Source organism: Fretibacterium sp., assembly GCF_057312375.1.
The window spans coordinates 36,761-53,075 of the sequence record NZ_DBHLDX010000009.1 but is presented as its reverse complement, the minus strand read 5'-3'; the positions used below and the strand labels follow the sequence as shown (position 1 = coordinate 53,075).

The 16,315-nt window shown below is 66.9% G+C and carries 18 protein-coding genes; 4 read left to right on the top strand and 14 right to left on the bottom strand.

The window, feature by feature from the left end; genetic code table 11:
• The 14 genes from groEL to ACO41U_RS02815 all read right to left on the bottom strand — a co-directional run.
• The coding region (gene groEL / locus ACO41U_RS02880) for a chaperonin GroEL (protein WP_485941441.1) at positions 1-689 on the bottom strand (689 nt) is incomplete at its 3' end.
• Positions 690-744: 55 nt separating this feature from the next.
• Complete coding sequence (gene groES, locus ACO41U_RS02875; protein WP_298780698.1) at positions 745-1,038, bottom strand: co-chaperone GroES; 294 nt, start codon at positions 1,036-1,038, stop codon at positions 745-747.
• 210 nt (positions 1,039-1,248) lie between these two features.
• On the bottom strand, positions 1,249-1,587 hold the full coding sequence (locus tag ACO41U_RS02870; protein WP_485941439.1) for a carboxymuconolactone decarboxylase family protein: 339 nt from the start codon (positions 1,585-1,587) through the stop codon (positions 1,249-1,251).
• Between the two features lie 137 nt (positions 1,588-1,724).
• Entirely contained in the window at positions 1,725-2,750 is a 1,026-nt protein-coding gene (tsaD, locus tag ACO41U_RS02865) for a tRNA (adenosine(37)-N6)-threonylcarbamoyltransferase complex transferase subunit TsaD (protein ID WP_485941437.1), read from the bottom strand.
• A complete protein-coding gene (locus tag ACO41U_RS02860; protein ID WP_485941435.1) occupies positions 2,747-3,298 on the bottom strand; it encodes a hypothetical protein in 552 nt (183 codons plus the stop codon). The genes tsaD and ACO41U_RS02860 overlap by 4 nt, the downstream gene beginning before the upstream one ends.
• A gap of 20 nt (positions 3,299-3,318) precedes the next feature.
• The gene (gene murJ, locus ACO41U_RS02855; RefSeq protein ID WP_485941433.1) at positions 3,319-4,890 is read right to left on the bottom strand and encodes a murein biosynthesis integral membrane protein MurJ; all 1,572 of its coding nucleotides are present in this window, start codon (positions 4,888-4,890) and stop codon (positions 3,319-3,321) included.
• A 36-nt stretch (positions 4,891-4,926) separates the two neighbouring features.
• Positions 4,927-5,580: a DNA-3-methyladenine glycosylase gene (locus ACO41U_RS02850; protein WP_298780710.1), complete on the bottom strand. Its 654-nt coding sequence runs from the start codon at positions 5,578-5,580 to the stop codon at positions 4,927-4,929.
• Positions 5,580-6,101 carry a pantetheine-phosphate adenylyltransferase gene (gene coaD, locus ACO41U_RS02845; RefSeq protein WP_298780713.1) on the bottom strand — a complete coding sequence of 174 codons (522 nt, stop codon included), beginning with the start codon at positions 6,099-6,101 and terminating at the stop codon, positions 5,580-5,582. The genes ACO41U_RS02850 and coaD overlap by 1 nt, the downstream gene beginning before the upstream one ends.
• An 18-nt stretch (positions 6,102-6,119) precedes the next feature.
• The gene (locus tag ACO41U_RS02840) at positions 6,120-6,647 is read right to left on the bottom strand and encodes an RsmD family RNA methyltransferase (protein WP_485941430.1); all 528 of its coding nucleotides are present in this window, start codon (positions 6,645-6,647) and stop codon (positions 6,120-6,122) included.
• On the bottom strand, positions 6,644-7,618 hold the full coding sequence (gene trmB, locus ACO41U_RS02835) for a tRNA (guanosine(46)-N7)-methyltransferase TrmB (protein ID WP_485941428.1): 975 nt from the start codon (positions 7,616-7,618) through the stop codon (positions 6,644-6,646). The genes ACO41U_RS02840 and trmB overlap by 4 nt, the downstream gene beginning before the upstream one ends.
• Positions 7,606-8,982, bottom strand: a complete 1,377-nt coding sequence (locus tag ACO41U_RS02830; protein ID WP_485941426.1) for a phosphomannomutase/phosphoglucomutase — start codon at positions 8,980-8,982, stop codon at positions 7,606-7,608. Before ACO41U_RS02830 ends, trmB begins: the two co-directional genes overlap by 13 nt.
• 20 nt (positions 8,983-9,002) lie before the next feature.
• Entirely contained in the window at positions 9,003-10,091 is a 1,089-nt protein-coding gene (locus tag ACO41U_RS02825; RefSeq protein ID WP_485941424.1) for a pyridoxal-phosphate-dependent aminotransferase family protein, read from the bottom strand.
• A gap of 62 nt (positions 10,092-10,153) precedes the next feature.
• Complete coding sequence (locus tag ACO41U_RS02820; protein WP_485941422.1) at positions 10,154-10,411, bottom strand: hypothetical protein; 258 nt, start codon at positions 10,409-10,411, stop codon at positions 10,154-10,156.
• Between the two features lie 285 nt (positions 10,412-10,696).
• Positions 10,697-11,092: a hypothetical protein gene (locus ACO41U_RS02815; RefSeq protein ID WP_485941420.1), complete on the bottom strand. Its 396-nt coding sequence runs from the start codon at positions 11,090-11,092 to the stop codon at positions 10,697-10,699.
• A 145-nt stretch (positions 11,093-11,237) separates the two neighbouring features.
• Here ACO41U_RS02815 and ACO41U_RS02810 point away from each other — a divergent pair, with 145 nt between their 5' ends.
• The 4 genes from ACO41U_RS02810 (at position 11,238) to coaE (ending at position 16,285) form a co-directional block, all read left to right on the top strand.
• Positions 11,238-13,190 carry an ABC-F family ATP-binding cassette domain-containing protein gene (locus ACO41U_RS02810; RefSeq protein WP_485941418.1) on the top strand — a complete coding sequence of 651 codons (1,953 nt, stop codon included), beginning with the start codon at positions 11,238-11,240 and terminating at the stop codon, positions 13,188-13,190.
• Between the two features lie 54 nt (positions 13,191-13,244).
• Complete coding sequence (locus ACO41U_RS02805; RefSeq protein ID WP_485941416.1) at positions 13,245-13,610, top strand: hydrogenase maturation nickel metallochaperone HypA/HybF; 366 nt, start codon at positions 13,245-13,247, stop codon at positions 13,608-13,610.
• Between the two features lie 73 nt (positions 13,611-13,683).
• Entirely contained in the window at positions 13,684-15,732 is a 2,049-nt protein-coding gene (locus ACO41U_RS02800; RefSeq protein WP_485941414.1) for an ATP-dependent helicase, read from the top strand.
• Entirely contained in the window at positions 15,680-16,285 is a 606-nt protein-coding gene (coaE, locus tag ACO41U_RS02795) for a dephospho-CoA kinase (protein WP_485941412.1), read from the top strand. The genes ACO41U_RS02800 and coaE overlap by 53 nt, the downstream gene beginning before the upstream one ends.
• The last annotated feature ends 30 nt before the right edge of the window (positions 16,286-16,315 follow it).

The following is a 16,315-nucleotide window of genomic DNA, read 5'->3' as shown; positions in this document are numbered from 1 at the left end:
TCCTTGATGTTGCTGATCTTGCCGTCGTGGATCAGGATGTAGGCGTCGTCGAAGCTCGTTTCCATGCGCTCGCTGTCCGTCACCATGTAGGGGCTGATGTAGCCCTTGTCGAACTGCAGGCCCTCCACCATCTCAAGCGTCGTGCCCACCGTCTGGCTGTCCTCGATGGTGATGACACCGTCCTGGCCCACCTTGTTCATGGCCTCGGAGATCAGCGAACCCACCGCGTTGTCGCTGGCGGAGATGGAGGCGACCTGCGCGATCTTCTCCTTCTCCTTCACGGGGATGGACTGCTTCTTCAGTTCCTCCACCACGAAGTCGATGGCCTTCTCGATGCCCTGACGCATCTGCATCCCGTTGGCGCCCGCCGCGACGTTCTTCATGCCCTCCCGGATGATGGCGCGGGAGAAGATCGTGGCGGTGGTGGTGCCGTCGCCGGCGACGTCGTTAGTCTTGGAGGCGACCTCCTTCAGGAGCTGGGCCCCCGCGTTCTCAAAGGGGTCCTCCAGCTCGATCTCCTTTGCGATGGTGACGCCGTCATTGGTGATTGTGGGGGAGCCGAACTTCTTCTCAAGGACGACGTTGCGGCCCTTGGGCCCAAGCGTCACGCCAACCGTATCCGCAACTTTATCGATGCCGCGAAGCATCGCGCGGCGAGCGTCCTCGCCGAAGGAAAGAATCTTAGCCATGGTTTGTATCCTCCTCTAAATCCTTCTCGAATATTCCTTAAAAGTCCCGTGCGAACTACTTCTTGTCCACGATGGCCAGGACGTCGCGCTCGCTGAAGATCACGTAGTCCTCGCCGTCCAGCTGGACCTCGGTGCCCGCGTACTTGCTGAAGATGATGCGGTCGCCCACCTTGACCTCAATGGGAAGCTTCTGGCCGTTGTCCAGCACCTTCCCCGTGCCCACCGCGATGACCTCGCCCTCCGTGGGCTTCTCCTTCGCCGTGTCGGGAAGGACGATGCCGCCCTTCGTCTTCTCCTCGCGGGAGAGCACCTTCACAACGATCCTATCTCCAAGTGGTTTGAGATTCATCTTTAAAATTCCCTCCTGATCTTTTGTATCAGCACTCGATCACTAAGAGTGCTAATTGCTCAACACGAAGAATATTAGCCCCTGTTTTCTGAAAGTGCATCGTCAGATTTACGTACTGTTTTGACGTTGATTGACGGGGGTGTGGACTTTCCAAGGAAAAGGGGACGCCCGGAAGCGTCCCCTCTCCTCTTTATCGTTGCTTGTGGACTTCTACTTTTTGCTGAGCTGGTCGAAGGCCTCCAGGGCGATGGCCGAGTGGGTTGCGCTGGGGCCACCCCCCATGGTGATGGTCACTTCAAGGGCCTCCACGACCTCCTCACGCGTGGCTCCCGCGTTGAGGGCACCCTGAGCGTGGGCCGTGATGCAGGGGATGCAGCGGGCCTGCACGGCCAGCGCCAGCGCGATCAGTTCCTTCGTCTTGGCGCCCAGTGCGCGCTCCTTGTGCGCGGCCGCGTTCAGGGAACGAAATGCTCCGACGACCTCCGGCGCGGCCTGAGCCAACTTCCCCATGAGCTCCTTGCCGTCGCGCGCCTGCTGTTTGAAATCCATGGCGATGCCTCCTTTAAGATAATGTCTCTGATGCTGCTAATTCATAGAGAGGATTCTCTATCGCCGTCTATTCTATCGTGGCCGGTCGCCCTCCGCCTGAGCGTTTACCCGTATCCCGCGCGCGACGATCGCGGGCCTCACACCCCGATTTCGAGCGATGGATCGGGGGACAGGTCCTCTGGGCTGCGCAGGCCGCGGTCCCATCCGCTTTTGCCCGCCATGGCGATCATGACGGCGTTGTCCGTGCAGCGGCTGATCCGGGGCAGCCACGCGCGCCAGCTCCGCGCCTCAGTGCCCTCCGTCAGCGCGCGTCGCAGGGCGCTGTTGGCCGCCACGCCTCCCGATGCCGTCACGCTCCGGATGCCTGTCGTGCGCACGGCGAGCGCCACCTTGGCGATGAGCGCCCTTGTCACGGCGCTCTGAAAGGACGCGCAGAGGTCGGCCAGCGGCAGCTCGCCTCCCTCCGTTCCAAGGGCTTCAAGGCGCCGAACCTGCCACAGGAGCGCCGTCTTGAGCCCGCTGAAGCTGAATTCCACCTGCTTCGTGTGCTGCAGGGGGACGGGAAAGGCGAAGGCGTCCGGGTCCCCGTCCTGCGCCAGGCGGTCGATCTCCGGCCCGCCGGGGTAGGGGAGCCCCAGGATGCGCGCAGCCTTGTCGTAGGCCTCGCCTGCCGCGTCGTCCCGCGTCTGGCCGAGGAGTTCGTAGCTGCCCAGGGCGTCCACCCGAACGATCTCCGTGTGCCCGCCCGATACGATGAGCGACAGGAACGGGGGCTTCAGGTCCTCCGAGTCCACCATGGGGGCGAATAGGTGCCCCTCCAGGTGGTTGACCCCCAGGACCGGAACCTCCCAGGCCTGGGAGAGCGCCCGGGCTGCCTGCACCCCCACGATGAGGGAGCCCATGAGCCCCGGCCCGCAGGTGACGGCGATGAGGTCCAGGTCCCGCCCGCTCACGCCGCCCTCCCGTAGCGCCGCCTCCACCAGAGGCAGGAGGTTCTCCAGGTGCTTCCGCGCCGCGAACTCCGGGACCACGCCGCCGAATCGCGCATGGTCCCGAATTTGGCTCGACAGAAGCTCCGCGAGGATGTGCCGCTCGCCTTGCAGGAGCGCCACCCCCGTGTCATCGCAGCTGGTTTCGATGCCCAGCGTCAGGAAGTCGCTCATCGGGCCGGCGCCTCCAGGTCCACGCTGTCCGGGCCGAGCGCGAGGCGCACCCTGCGCCCTCCCTTCAGCGCCGGGACGCGGACGAGGAGCGCCCCTTCCGTGCCGGAGGGAAGCTCTCCGACGACTCGTATGCTGGCGTTGCCCAGCAGGTCCTCGGACGTCACGCGGTAGCCGTCGACCGTCAGGGCCGTGGGATCGAAGTTCCAGTTCTTCTCTGCGCGGTAGCGAAGGGCCAGCACGTCGTGTCCCCGCATCCTCTCGGCGGCCTCCTTCCTGGAGGTGTAGTAGTTGCTCAGGGCGGTGATCACCCAGTCCTCCGCGCTGCTGTCGCGGTCCAGAAGTCGCATCAGCGAGCGCGGCAGCCACGTGACGTCGATGCGCGCCCGCGCGTTGAGCACGAGCTCATCCATGAACTGGGCGTCCACCCAGAGGCGGATCGTCCGCGCGCCGATGGCCTTCCTCCATTGGGGGGACGGGGCCGCATCCGCAGAGAGCGCCGTCAGGACCGTTGCACACAGGAGAAGTGCTCCTGCAAACTTTCTCATCATGACCTCAACCTTTCCAAACCTTATCCCTGTCCCTTATCTCTATCCTTTTTGCCACGTCGAGAGAACGCATCGCGGATCAGCCCCCACTCGCTGCAGCGAAGGGCCAGCGTCGTGCCCCCGTAGGCCGCCATGCCGACGACGATGACGCCCAGGTGCCAGGCCGAACGCAGGGTGAGCGTCGCCTCGGGGCGGTAGGGCAGGGCGAGGCGCCAGGCCGTCGTGGCCAGGGCGAGCGCCGCGAGGGCAGCGGCACTTTTGGCGAGCCACGTCCGGCTCAGGACGTTCAGGGAGCGGCCCAGCTTCCTCCGCACGTAGCGAAGTCCCAACAGGCCCGACAGGGTGAAGGCGATGCTGGGGGCCAGGGCCAGTCCGTTGTATCCCATGGGGAGCATCAGCGTCGCGGAGAGGAGCGCCGTCGCGGCGACGCTGAAGAGCGTGGTCTTGAAGGCCTCTCGCGGCATGGAGAGCGCGTAGAGGGCACGCATCACGACGGTGGAGCAGGCCATGCCCGGCAGCCCCAGCATGGAGAGCGCGAGGCAGGACGAGGTGGCGCGCCAGGCCCAGTCGTTGAATTCCCCCCGGACGAAGACGACGTGGACGAAGGGCCCTGAGATGAGCATCAGGCCAAGCGACGCGGGCAGCACGATGAAGAGGGCGAAGCGCAGCGCCTGGCGCAGCGTCTCCGCGAAGTCCTCCGGCCCTTCGGCCCGGGCGAGTTGGGGCAGCACGGCCTGGGAGATGGCGATGACGAAGAGGCCCAGGGGCAGCTGCAGGATGCGGTTGGCGTAGTTCAGCACCGAGATGCTGCCCTCCTGGAGGAAGGAGCCGAGCATCCGGCTGACGACGGGGTTGACCTGGTTCAACGACAAGCCGGCGGCGTAGGGCAGGAAGAGCGCCATGATGCGGCGCAGGTCCGGGTCGTGCAGGTCGGGCCGCGCAGGATAAATCGGGGCGCGCATCTTGAAGGTCCAGATCCATTGGGTGAGGAAGTGCATGGCCCCGCCGCACAGCACGGAGAGCGCCAGGCCATGCACGCCCCAGCGGGCGGCAAAGGGCGGGGCGGTGAGGATGAAGGCGAGGTTGCTGAAGGCGGGGGCCAGGGCCGGCACGAAGAAGGAGCCCAGGCTGTTCAGTGCGCCCATGGTGAGGGCGGCCAGCGAGATCAGGATGAGGAAGGGGAACATCCAGCGCGTCAGGCTGGAGGCGAGGGAGGCCGCCGCGGGGTCGAAGCCGGGGGCCATGACGCGGGTCAGGAGTGGTGCGCACAGGATGCCCGCCAGCGCGGCGGCGGAGCTCGCGAACAGCAGCACCGTCATCGTTCCGCGGGCCAGCGACAGGGCGCGCGACCGGCCTTCCTGCAGCGCGCGGGAGAAAACGGGCACGAAAGCGGCGGAGAGCGCACCCTCCGCCAGGAGCTGACGGGCCAGGTTCGCCAGCGTGTAGGCCACGTTGAAGGCGTCCAGCCCGCGGGACGCGCCGAAGAACGCCGCCACCACCACCTCCCGAACCAGCCCCAGGATGCGGCTCAGGAACGTCCCCGCCATCATCATCATCGCGTGTTTCACCATACCGGATGTATTCTGCCGCTCCACCGCAAGTCCCCCTGCTCGATTCCAAGTGATGTGCCGTTAGGGCGTTGTGCCACTGAAACGTTCTTTGCGGAGCGCCGCCTTCAAGAACCTCCGCGTCGAGAGGAACGGGCTGTCCTTCACGGCGAAGCGGTAGGGCAAGACGGCGTCCTCTCCGGCGTAGTCCACGTTGATGCGCGGCGTCCTGGCGACCTCCGCGTCCTGAATGGGGTCCCCTCGCAAGATTCGGAGCGTTCCCCCGCGGAGGTCCGCTCCGTTCTGCTCTCGCGTGACGGCGAGAGCCATGCAGAGCTTTCCGGGACCGCTGCAGAGCTTTCGCTCGTCCTCCGTGCCGCGGCGCGCGCGCATGAGGGGCTTCCCCTCAAGGGGGGCCAGAGCGCGGACCAGCACCGCCTCGGCCCGGCCCGCGGGCGCGCAGGTGACGTTGAAGCAGCAGTACATGCCGTAGATCAGGTAGACGTAGGCCAGGCCCCCCGGACGAAACATCACCTCGGTGCGGTGCCCCGGACGGGGGCCCTCCAGCTTGAAGGAGTGGCATGCCGCGTCCGTCCTCCCGGCGTAGGCCTCCGTTTCGACGATGACGCCGGAGGCCGTGCCCTCCGGCGCGCTGCGGGCCAGCACGCACCCCAGGAGGCCCCGCGCGACGGCGACGGCCCCCTGTTGGTAGAACGATGGGGGGAGGAGCTGGGACATCACCGGTCCTCCTGGGGCCTGTGGGGCATGGGCAGCGGAGGAAAGCGCTCGCGCAGGCGGCGGAACACGCCGGGGGGCACCATGTCGTGGACCGTCCCCCCGAAGCGGAAGATGTCGCGGATGCCGCTGCTGGAAACGAAGGAGTATCGCGGGTCCGTGACGATGAAAAAGGTTTCGATCTCCGGAGCCAACTGACGGTTCATCAGCGCCATCTGAAACTCGTACTCGAAGTCCGACATGGCCCGCAGCCCCCGGATGATGACGCGCGACTGCACCTGGCGCATGTAGTCGACGAGCAGGCCCGAAAAGTGCTCCACCCTGACGTTCGGAAGGTAGCTCAGGGCCTCGCGCGCCATGGCGCACCGATCCTCCACGCTGAAGGTGGAGTTCTTCTGCGCGTTCACGAGGATGCTCACCCGCACCTCGTCGAAGATGGCGGAGGCCCGCTCTGCGATGTAGATGTGTCCGTTGGTGATGGGGTCGAAGGAGCCGGGGTAGACGGCGCGGACGCTCCTCTGCATGATGGTTCGCCTCCTGAACTAAACGAGTGTTTGCGCCGGTGCCTGGTCCGTTCGCACCTCCGCGGCCCTCAGAAACGACAGGCGGCTCTCGCCGTAGTCCCGTTGGGAAGTGAGCTCCCACGCGGGCGTCAGCGTCAACTCCTCTCGGACGGAGTGCTCCGCGACGAGGACCCCCCCCGGGGCCAGCAACCCCTCAAGCCCCTTCACGCCCAGGAGCGACGCCCCCCAGCCCTCGTGATAGGGCGGGTCGGCGAAGACGACGTCAAACTGGAGGCCCCGCTTTCCGAGCCAGGCGATGGCGCGGCGCAGCTCCAGGGACAGCACCACGGCGCGGCGTCGGGCGTCCGCAGGCAGCGCGCGCTCAATGGCCTGAGCCCGCTCTCGGAGGGACTCGACCCACGTCACGCTGGCGCCCCGCTCCAGGGCCGTCAGGCCGACCCGCCCCGTCCCGGCGAAGAGGTCCAGAAATCTCCCGCCGTCCACGTCCCCCAGGATACTGAAGAGGGCCAGCAGCACGCGGCCTGCCGTGGGGCGGACCGCTTTCATCCTTCCGGTTCCTCCGGCGCGTCGATGCGGGTCGCGACGTCGGCGAGGGCTCCCTTCACGGCGGGGGTCAGGAAGGCGTTCGCCGTCCGGTCCAGCCGGACCAGCGCGCCTCCGTCCCGCGGCGAGATGTGGATGTAGTAGCGCTGGTCGAACTCCTCGTCGTTTGAGAAGGCTTCAAGCAGAAAACCGCCCTCCGGACCCCGTTCCAGGGCGAGCCGTCCAAAGGACCACCGCGCGTCCCCGACGCCTCCGCTGACGTCCGCCAGGGCGTTCAGGCACTCCTCCGTCGGCCGGCGCCTCGTCCTGATGTGCACCTCAGATCCCTCCCAGGTTTGTCGCGCCGTGGTGAAGGGGCGCGTCTTAACGAAGGTCAGCCGGTAGATCGGCTTCCCCAGCTCGAGCCATTTGCGCTCGTACTTCGTCGTCACGCTGCGGACGGGATTGACCTCGAAGCCCCGTCCCTCCAGCGCCGTGTGGTTCCCGATCCGATCCAGCGCCTCGTGGGCGTAGGGCTCGTCGTCCGTCAGAAGCTCGAAGACGCCTCCCAGGCGCAGCACGGCGGCCAGGCTGTCGGTGAAGTCCCTGGCCGTGACGCGCCGGTGGGCGTGACGCCGCTTCGGCCACGGGCAGGGGAAGTTCATGTAGACGCGGTCCAGAGCCTCGTCGCGGAACAGCTCCTTCATCATGCGGCGGGCGTCCGTTCGGATGAGGCGGAGGTTGTCCAGCCCCGCCGCCCTTCTGGCGCAGCGCAGCACGCAGGCGGGCGATAGCTCGATGCCCCACAGGAGGACGTCCGGAGCCCGTCGGGCGTGCTTCACGGTGTACTCTCCGTTGCCGAACCCGATCTCAAGCTCCGTCCGGCGTCCGCGCGCCATCGCCTCGAGGTCGAGCGGCAGGGAGAGGTCCCCCGGCAGGGCGATGACGCCGTACTGCGGCCGGGCCTGCTGGGGCGCCGGCGTCAGAACGTCCATGCGAAGTCGGGCAGTCCCTCGTCCAGGAGGCGCCTCTTGACGTCGGCCATGATGAGCTCCAGGTCCTCCTGGCTGCGCCCCTCGCAGCGGACGGTGATGACCGGCTGGGTGTTGGACGCGCGGATCAGCCCCCAGCCACCGGGGTAGAGGATGCGGATGCCGTCGTGGGTCAGCCCCTGATGGTCCTTGAGGGCCTTCTCCCGGATCCGGCTCACGACGTCGAACTTCTCCTCGTCCGGGCAGTCGATGCGGGCCTCCTCCGTCGTGGGGTAGAGGGGGATGGAGCTCATGAGCTCGGAGAGCTTCCTGCCGGTCTTCGCCAGAATGCGCAGCACCCGACCGGCCGCGTAGAAGGAGTCGTCAAAGCCGTAGTACTCGTCGGCGAAGAACATGTGTCCCGAATACTCACCGGCAAAGGGGGAACCGATCTCGCGCATCTTGGCCTTGATCACGGAGTGCCCAGACTTCCAGAAGAGGGGACGCCCCCCCAGCCTCTCGACCTCCTCGGCCAGGGCCATGGTGCACTTGGGCTCGATGATGGCCTCCGCGCCGGGATGCGCCTCCATGATCTCGCGCCAGTAGAGGGCCATGAGCCGGTCGCCGAAGATGACCTCGCCGCGCTCGTCCACGACGCCGATGCGGTCCGCATCGCCGTCGAAGGCGAAGCCTGCGTCCGCGCCCGTCTCCCGGACGCGGACGATGAGGTCCTGCAGGTTCTCGCGCTTCTGGGGGTCCGGATGGTGGTTGGGGAAGCGTCCGTCGGGCGTCCCGTAGAGCTCGGTGCAGTCGCAGCCCAAGAGCTCGAAGAACCGCCTGGCAAAGGGCCCCGCCGCTCCGTTGCCGCTGTCGCAGACCACGCGGAACCGCCGCGGGAAGGGCTGGAACCTGGACTTCAGCATGGACAGGTAGGCGTCTGGAATGGACTGATGCGTCAGGGCACCCTGCCCCGTCCTGAACTCCCCGGAGTCCGCGATACGGCGGATGGCCTGGATGTCGTCGCCCCACAGCGTGGCCTTGTCCCAACAGAGCTTCAGTCCGTTCATGTTGGGTGGGTTGTGGCTTCCGGTGATCATGATGCCGCCCATGAGGTCCAGGTGGTGCAGGCTCCAGTAGAGCATGGGCGTGGTGAGCGTGCCCACGTCGATCACGTCAACGCCGGCGGCGAGGGCGCCCCGGGTCAGCGCAGCGCGGATGCGGGGCGTCGAGAGCCTGACGTCCCCGCCGATCGACATCCTGCTGAAGCCGCGGTCCAGGAGCCACGTGCCATAGCTTCTGCCGATGGTCTCGACGACGGCGTCCGTCAGATCCCGGTCTGCGTCGCCCCGGACGTCGTACTCCCTGAAGATGTGCGGTGACAGTGTCATTCCGCCTCCCCTTCCTGCGCCTACCGCCGTTTGAGGACGTCTTCGAGGACGTCCATGCCGCGGGCGACGAGCGACTCGTCCGCCTGGGAGCCCATGTGCCCGACGCGGAACACGCGCCCCGCCAGAGAGCCGTAGTTGCCGCCCAAGGCGAGGCCCCGCGCGCGAAGCGCCGCGTCGAGCTTCTCCCAGGTCCACCCGTCGGGGACGTAAAAGGCCGTGACGCTGGGGGAGGAGACGGCCTCGTCCAGCGGGAAGAGCCGAAGCCCCATCTCGCGCCCCCTCCGGCGGCACAGGGCCGCCGCCCTCTCGTGGCGGCCGTAGGCGTGTTCCACTCCCTCCTCCATGATCGCGGAAAGGGCCACGTGCAGCCCCGCCATGGCCTGCCAGTCGTGGGTGTAGGGCATGGCGTGTACCGCAGGGACCTCCCGCCAGGGCAGGTAGGCCTCGTAGCCGCTGTAGCGCACCTCCTCGATGACCTTCCACGCCCGCTCCGACAGGGTCGAGATGGAGAGCGAGGGCGTCATGGACAGGACCTTCTGGCTGCCCAGGAGGCCGATGTCGATGCCGTTTTCATCGACGTCCACGGCAGCGGCCCCGGCGCTCGACACGAAGTCGACGACGAAGAGCGCTCCAACCTCCCGCGAGATCTCACCGAGCTCCTTGATGCAGGGGGTCAGCGTGCCCGAGGGCGTCTCGCAGTGTACGGCCGTGATGACCTTCGGCCGGAAACGCAGCGCGGCCTCGCGCACCTTCTTGAAGTCAGGGGTCTGGTCGTGAGGGGCGGCGCAGAGCTCTGCCTCGGCGCCGATAGCCCGCGCCATGTCGGCGAACCCCTCGCCGAAGAGGCCCGATGCCACGGCCAGGAGCCGATCGCCGGGCTTCAGGGTACACTTCAGGGCCCCCCACAGGATGGACATGGCCTCGCCCAGCGTGATGACGACGTCTTCCTTCGTCCCCAGAAGCCTCTGCACGAGCCTCTGGTTGTCCGCGTAGAGCTCGAAAAACTCCCCTTCGAGGTCTGAGCTTCCAAAGTCCATGTTCCATGCGTCCCGAACCCTCTGGGGGATGGAAGTCGGTCCGGGGACCAGCGCGATGGGATAAGTCTTCATAATTTCTATAGCTCCTTTGTTCGATAGTTTGTGTTCCTGACGTCCAGCGGCCTGCTCTCCCGCTACCTTTCAAGCGCGGAGACGGCACGGCCGGCCAGGTCCATGAGCTCTGCCTCGTCTGCGCCGGAGCCCTCAAGGGTCAGCGTCGTGTCCGGGCTGACGGCTACGGCCAGGGCCGGGGCCAGCAGCGGGTGGCGCTCCAGGATCGCGCGCCGCCCCGCCACATCGAGGACGCGGTAAGTTCCCTCCTCGTCCATCACGCCGTCGCCGGAGCCTACCGCGGCAGGCACGTGCAGCGGGCCAGGGCCCTTTCCCTCCATGAGGTTTACCTCGACGCGCTGCGACGGGGCTTCGCGGGCGTAGATCCGTCGCGTCCATCGGCCCAGGTCCTCGGAGGCCGTCTGAAGCAGCGTGACGTCCTCCGAGACGAGGCGCCATGGCCCGAGGGCGTCGGGCAGAGAAGCGCCCCCGGCCGGTATGCCCCTCAGCGTCAGGAGGGCACAGCACAGAAAAAGGGTACGGGATATCGTTTTAATGATGGATCACTCCTTTAGGCGTTGACAAGTCATATTCCCAGAGTTTTGGATGGGCCGCACCTCCTGGGGCTATCGCTGGCGCAGCTCGTCGGCTTTTTCCAGGGCGAAGTCGTGCGAGAGGTCCCTGACGTCGAGGGCGCCCACCGTAAAGCCCATCGCTGCCCTCTCTCCCGCGTCGGGCATGGACGTCGAGAGCGTCAGGTGCAGGTCCTCCTCCTTGATCCCGAGGTCGATGAGTTCGGACATGAGCTTGTTGTAGAGCCAGCCCACGTCCCTCGCGTCGTTGTCCTCGTAACGTGCCCAGATCCTGCAGGGCCAGGAGAGCCTGCGGGACGTCCTCCAGTGGGGGAGGCAGAACAGCGCGTCCTTGATGAGGCCGCTGTTGATGCGCTGCATGAAAATGCCCGTCATCAGCCGGAGTACGTGCTCGTCCTTATCCCTTCTCTTCCTGTAGCGTGTGGCCATATCCGGTCCTCTTCAAAAAATGTATCGTTTTTGCGCTGAGGCGTTTAAGGCATTTGCTGCTTCCGCTGTCCGCGCGTCCAATATAGTATATACTTTTAGCCGAGATGGTACAGAGGCGTTAGGCGGAAATTTTGGGCCCGGCGTCATGGAGGGATGCAGTCTGATCGACATCAAGGGGCTGAGGCTCGCTTTCGGGGAAAAGGTGATCTTTGACGGCGTCAGTTGCCGCATCGGCGACGATGCGCGACTGGGGGTCGTGGGCAGCAACGGCTCCGGCAAGACGACGCTCCTGCGCGTCCTGATGGAGGACGTGGTGCCGGACGGGGGGAGCGTCGAGCGCTCCAGGGGGCTCACGGTGGGCTGCCTGCCGCAGGACCTCGTTGAGCTTGAGCCCGTGCCGCTGATGGACTTCCTCAAGGACCGCGCTGGCATTGCAGCGGTCGAGGCCCGTCTGCGAGAGACGGAGGCCCGCCTGTCGGAGGCCGCGTCGGGTTCCACTGAGCTCTCCTCCCTCCTGGAGGAGCACGCGCGGCTTGAGCGCCGCTTTGAGCTGTCCGGTGGCTTTGCCTTCGAGTCCATGGCCTTGAAGGTGCTGCACGGCTTGGGCTTTCGCCGGAACGACGGCGTGAAGAACTGCGCCGATTTTTCGGGCGGGTGGAAGATGCGCGTCGCCATGGCGGCGCTCCTGCTCTCCGCTCCGGACGTGTTGCTGCTGGACGAGCCGACGAACCACCTGGACACGGAGAGCATGGAGTGGATCGAGGGGTGGCTCAGGGGATATAAGGGGGCGGTCGTCGCGGTGTCCCACGACCGGCGGTTCCTGGAGAACACGGTCACGCAGATCGCGGACCTTGAACGCGGCAGCCTGACGCTCTATCCCTACGATTACGACCGTTACCTTGCGGCGAAGGCGGAGTCGCGCGCGCAGCTTGAGCAGAGCGCCGAGGCCCAACAGCGGCAGATCGAGAGGATTCAACAGTTCGTCTCGCGCTTTCGCTACAAGGCGACGAAGGCTGCGCAGGTTCAGAGCCGGCTGAAGCAACTGGCCAAGATGGAGGTCATCGAGCTGGAGGGCCCGGAGAGGAACGTGCGCTTCCGTATTCCGGAGGCGCCGCCCAGCGGCCGGGAGGTGCTGAAGGCGACGGACCTCTCGAAGCGCTACGGGGAGCTCTGCGTATTCGAGGGACTGAACTTCACCGTCGAGCGGGGGGAGCGCACGGCCCTGGTGGGCGTGAACGGAGCGGGCAAGTCCACGCTGCTCCGCCTCCTGAGCGGCACGGAGCAGCCGACGCACGGCACGGTGCGCCTGGGGCACAACGTGAAGCCCGCCTTCTACTCCCAGGAGAGCGCGCAGAACGTGGACTACGCCCACACGATCTGGGAGGAGGCCCGCGCGGCTCCCTCGCGCCTGAACGACGTGGAGCGGCGCAGCCTGCTGGGGGCGTTCCTGTTCTCCGGGGACGACATCCACAAGCCGGTTGCGGTGCTGTCGGGCGGCGAGAAGGCGCGGCTGGCGCTCTACAAGCTGATGCTGGCGGAGACGAACTTCCTCGTGCTGGACGAGCCGACGAACCACCTGGACCAGACGACCCGGGATGTCGTGCAGCGCGCTCTGCTGCAGTACCAGGGGACCCTCCTGATCGTGTCCCACGACCGCAGCTTTCTGGACGTTCTGGCCGAGCGCGTGCTGGAGATTCGGGACGGCCGCCTCTACGACTATCCGGGCAACTACTCGTGGTTCCTGGAAAAGCGGGAGGAGGCGCTGGCGCGGGAGGAGGTCGCGGCGGTGGGGGCGGAGGTGCGGAACCTTCGATCCCGCGAGGCCCGGCGTGCCGCCGCGGAGGAATGTCAGCGCGTCATGGCTGCGGCGCGGAAGATCAGGAGGAAGCTGGACCCTCTGGAGGAACGGATCGGACGGATGGAGGTCCGGCAGGCTGAGATCGACGCGGAGCTCTGCGATGCGTCGGTCCTGTGCGACTCCTCTCGAGTTCAGGCGCTCATGGTGGAGCGCGGCGCCATCGCAGCGGACCTGCCGGCGGCCTATGAGGAGTGGGAGCACCTGTCCACGCAGCTCGAGGGGGTCCTCCAGGAGCGGTGAGGCCGTATGGCGAACCTTTGAAGGGCGGTGTCCGGGGTTGAGGAGGTGCGCGGCTTGTACGAGTTTTCCCTGACGAAGTCGGTGAACGATACGATCCTGGGCATGTGCCGGAGCTCGGGCTGGCGCCGCGTGCGCCGCATCGTGCTGAAGGTGGGCGGGATGCGGAGGGTCAACCCGGAGCTGATGGCCTATGCCTTCGGCAGGATATCCAAGGGCGCCCCCACGGAGGGGGCGAACCTGTCCATCATGGTGCTGCCCGTCACGTTTCGCTGCCACGCCTGCGGCCGGGAGGTCCAGAGCGAGGGCACGGAGTTCGTGTGCCCGGCGTGCGGCAGCAAGGACGTGGAGCTGGTGTCGGGACTGGAGTTCGCCATCGAGTTCCTGGAGGTCGAGGGAGGCGCCCCACATCCGGGGGACTAGAGCCATCGGACGACGTGGTGCTGCAGCAGCGCCTTGCGTCCGAAGGGGTGCTTCGTGCAGAACGGAGAAGAACATGTTGGAAAACGATATCCTTGAGCGCCTCTCGCCCCGTCAGCGGGAGGCGGTGACCTACGTCGACGGGCCGCTTCTCATCCTGGCCGGCGCCGGTAGCGGCAAGACGCGCGTCCTGACCCACAAGGTGGCCTGGCTGATCGCCGAGGGGCTGGCCCGGCCGTGGGAGATCACGGCGGTGACCTTCACCAACAAGGCGGCGGGTGAGATGCGGGAGCGCGTGTCGGCGCTGGTCCCCGATGGGGCGGACAAGGTGTGGGTCAGCACCTTCCACGCCTTCGGGCTGCGCTTCCTGTTCCGAAACCGCGAGGCGGTGGAACGCCTGACGGGGTTGAGGACGGGGTTCGCCGTGCTGGATCGGGGCGACAGCCGTTCGCTGGTGGGACAGATCATGGAGCGCCTGGGCGTCAACACCAGGGATACCGCCCCGGCCTCCGTGCTGGACGCCATCTCGCGCGACTGGGCGGCCTGGACGCCGGGCCCGCGGGAGCCCCTTCTGGAGGGGCTCTACCTCGACATCGCAAACGAGTACCGCCGCGCGCTGCGAGAGCGCAACGCCGTCGACTTCGACGACCTGATGGTGCTCCCGCTCCAGGTGCTGACGCAGGACCGGGAGCTTCGGGAGAGGGAACGGGCTCGGATCCGGTGGCTCCTGGTGGACGAGTTTCAGGACGTCAACAGACCGCAGTACCTCCTGCTCCGCAACCTGGTGGGGCCGGACTGCCTGCTGAACGTGGTGGGGGACCCGGACCAGTCCATCTACGGCTGGCGTGGAGCGGACATCGGCATGATCCTGAACTTCGAGCGCGACTTCAGGGGGGTGGAGGGCCACGCGGACGCGAAGACGATCGTGCTGGACGAGAACTACCGGTCAACGGGCAACATCCTGGCCGCCTCCAACGCCCTGATCCGCAACAACTCCACGCGCATGAAGAAGGACCTCAGGACCTCGCGGGGCCTGGGGGAGAAGGTCTACACCCTGCTGGCGAACAGCGACCTGCAGGAGGCGGACTTCATCACGGCGGAGATCGCCCGCCTCAAAGCGCACCATGGCTACGACTACGGGAACATCGCGCTCCTCTATCGGCAGAACGCCATGAGCCGCCTCTACGAGCAGAAGTTTCTGGGGCTGGGCATCCCTTACCGCATCGTGCGCGGCGTGGCGTTTTACGAGCGCCGGGAGGTTCGGGACGTCCTGGCGCTCCTGAAGCTGGCGCTGAACCCGAACGACCTCACCTCTTTCGAGCGGGCTGCGGAGTTCGCCGTCAAGGGCATGGGGCCGAAGCGCCGCGAGGATTGGACCTCATGGCTTGCGTCGGGCGCCGTCCCCACGTCGCCGGCCTCAGACTTCTGGGGGGCGGCCGCGAAGGGGGCCTGGCCCGTTCGGGGGCAGGTGGGGGCTGCGGCGGCGGAGTTTGCGGCGCACATGTCGCGCCTCCTCGCGGTATCGGAGCGGGGGATCGGCCCCGCCGTAGACTACGTGCTGAACCAGATGGGCTACGAGGAGCTCTTGAGGTCGAAGGACCCGGAGAGCTGGGAGGAACGCTACGACAACGTGATGGAGCTTCGCTCCGTGGTGCCGGAGGGGGGGCTCTCGGAGGCGTTGGCGGAGGCGGCGCTCTTCACGGACGCGGACCGGCAGGACGACTCAGCGAACGCCGTGGGGCTTTTGACGCTGCATGCGGCCAAGGGGCTGGAGTTCCCCGTGGTGTTCCTGGTGGGCATGGAGGAGGACATCTTCCCCAGCTCCCGCGCCAAGGATCAACCGGACCAGTTGGAGGAGGAACGGCGTCTGTGCTACGTGGGCATGACCCGTGCGGAAGAGCGGCTCTACCTCACGGCGGCCCGCAGTCGCCGCCTGTACGGAACGACGCTCAGCAAGGGCTTCTCGCGCTTCATCTACGAGGTCCCGGAGCAGTATCGCGAGATCGACGACCGGGCCGGCGAAGGGCGCGGGTGGGACGAGGGGTACGGCAGCGGAGGGAGGCGACGTTCCTATGGCGGCTACGGCAGGGGCTATCGCCCTTACGGGGGACGTCGGGGCTGGTAAGTCCACCGTCGCCAGCCTGCTGGAGGAGATGGGAGGCGTGCGCCTTGACGCGGACGCCATCGCCCTGGAACAGTGGAGGCGACCTGACGTCGCTCAGGCCGCCGCGCGCCGTTGGGGACGCCAGGTCTTGGACCCGTCGGGCGGGATCGTCCGAAGCACCGTGGCCGGACGCATCTTTGCGGACCGTACGGAGTACGACTGGGCCTGCGGGCTCATTCATCCCCTGGTGATGGCTGAGCTGGAATGCCGCGTCGCCGAGCTTTCGCCGGACCGCTGGGCCGTCGCGGAGGTGCCGCTTCTGTTCGAGGTGGGGCGTCCCGCGTGGGTCGCGGCGGCGGTCTTCGTCACGGCGCCCCGGGCGCTGCGCATAGCGCGCTGCCGCCAGCGCGGCTGGGACGAGGCGGAGCTGACCCGCAGGGAGGCCTTTTACCTGCCGTCGGACGAGCGGATGGCCTTGAGCGACTTCGTCCTCCACAACGAGGGGGACCTGGCGTCCCTGCGCCGGAAGGTCGAGGCGATCGTTCGGGAGATCCATCAGAACCCCTATCCATGACGGCTTCTGGCCTGTTTGTTTGCAGCGTCT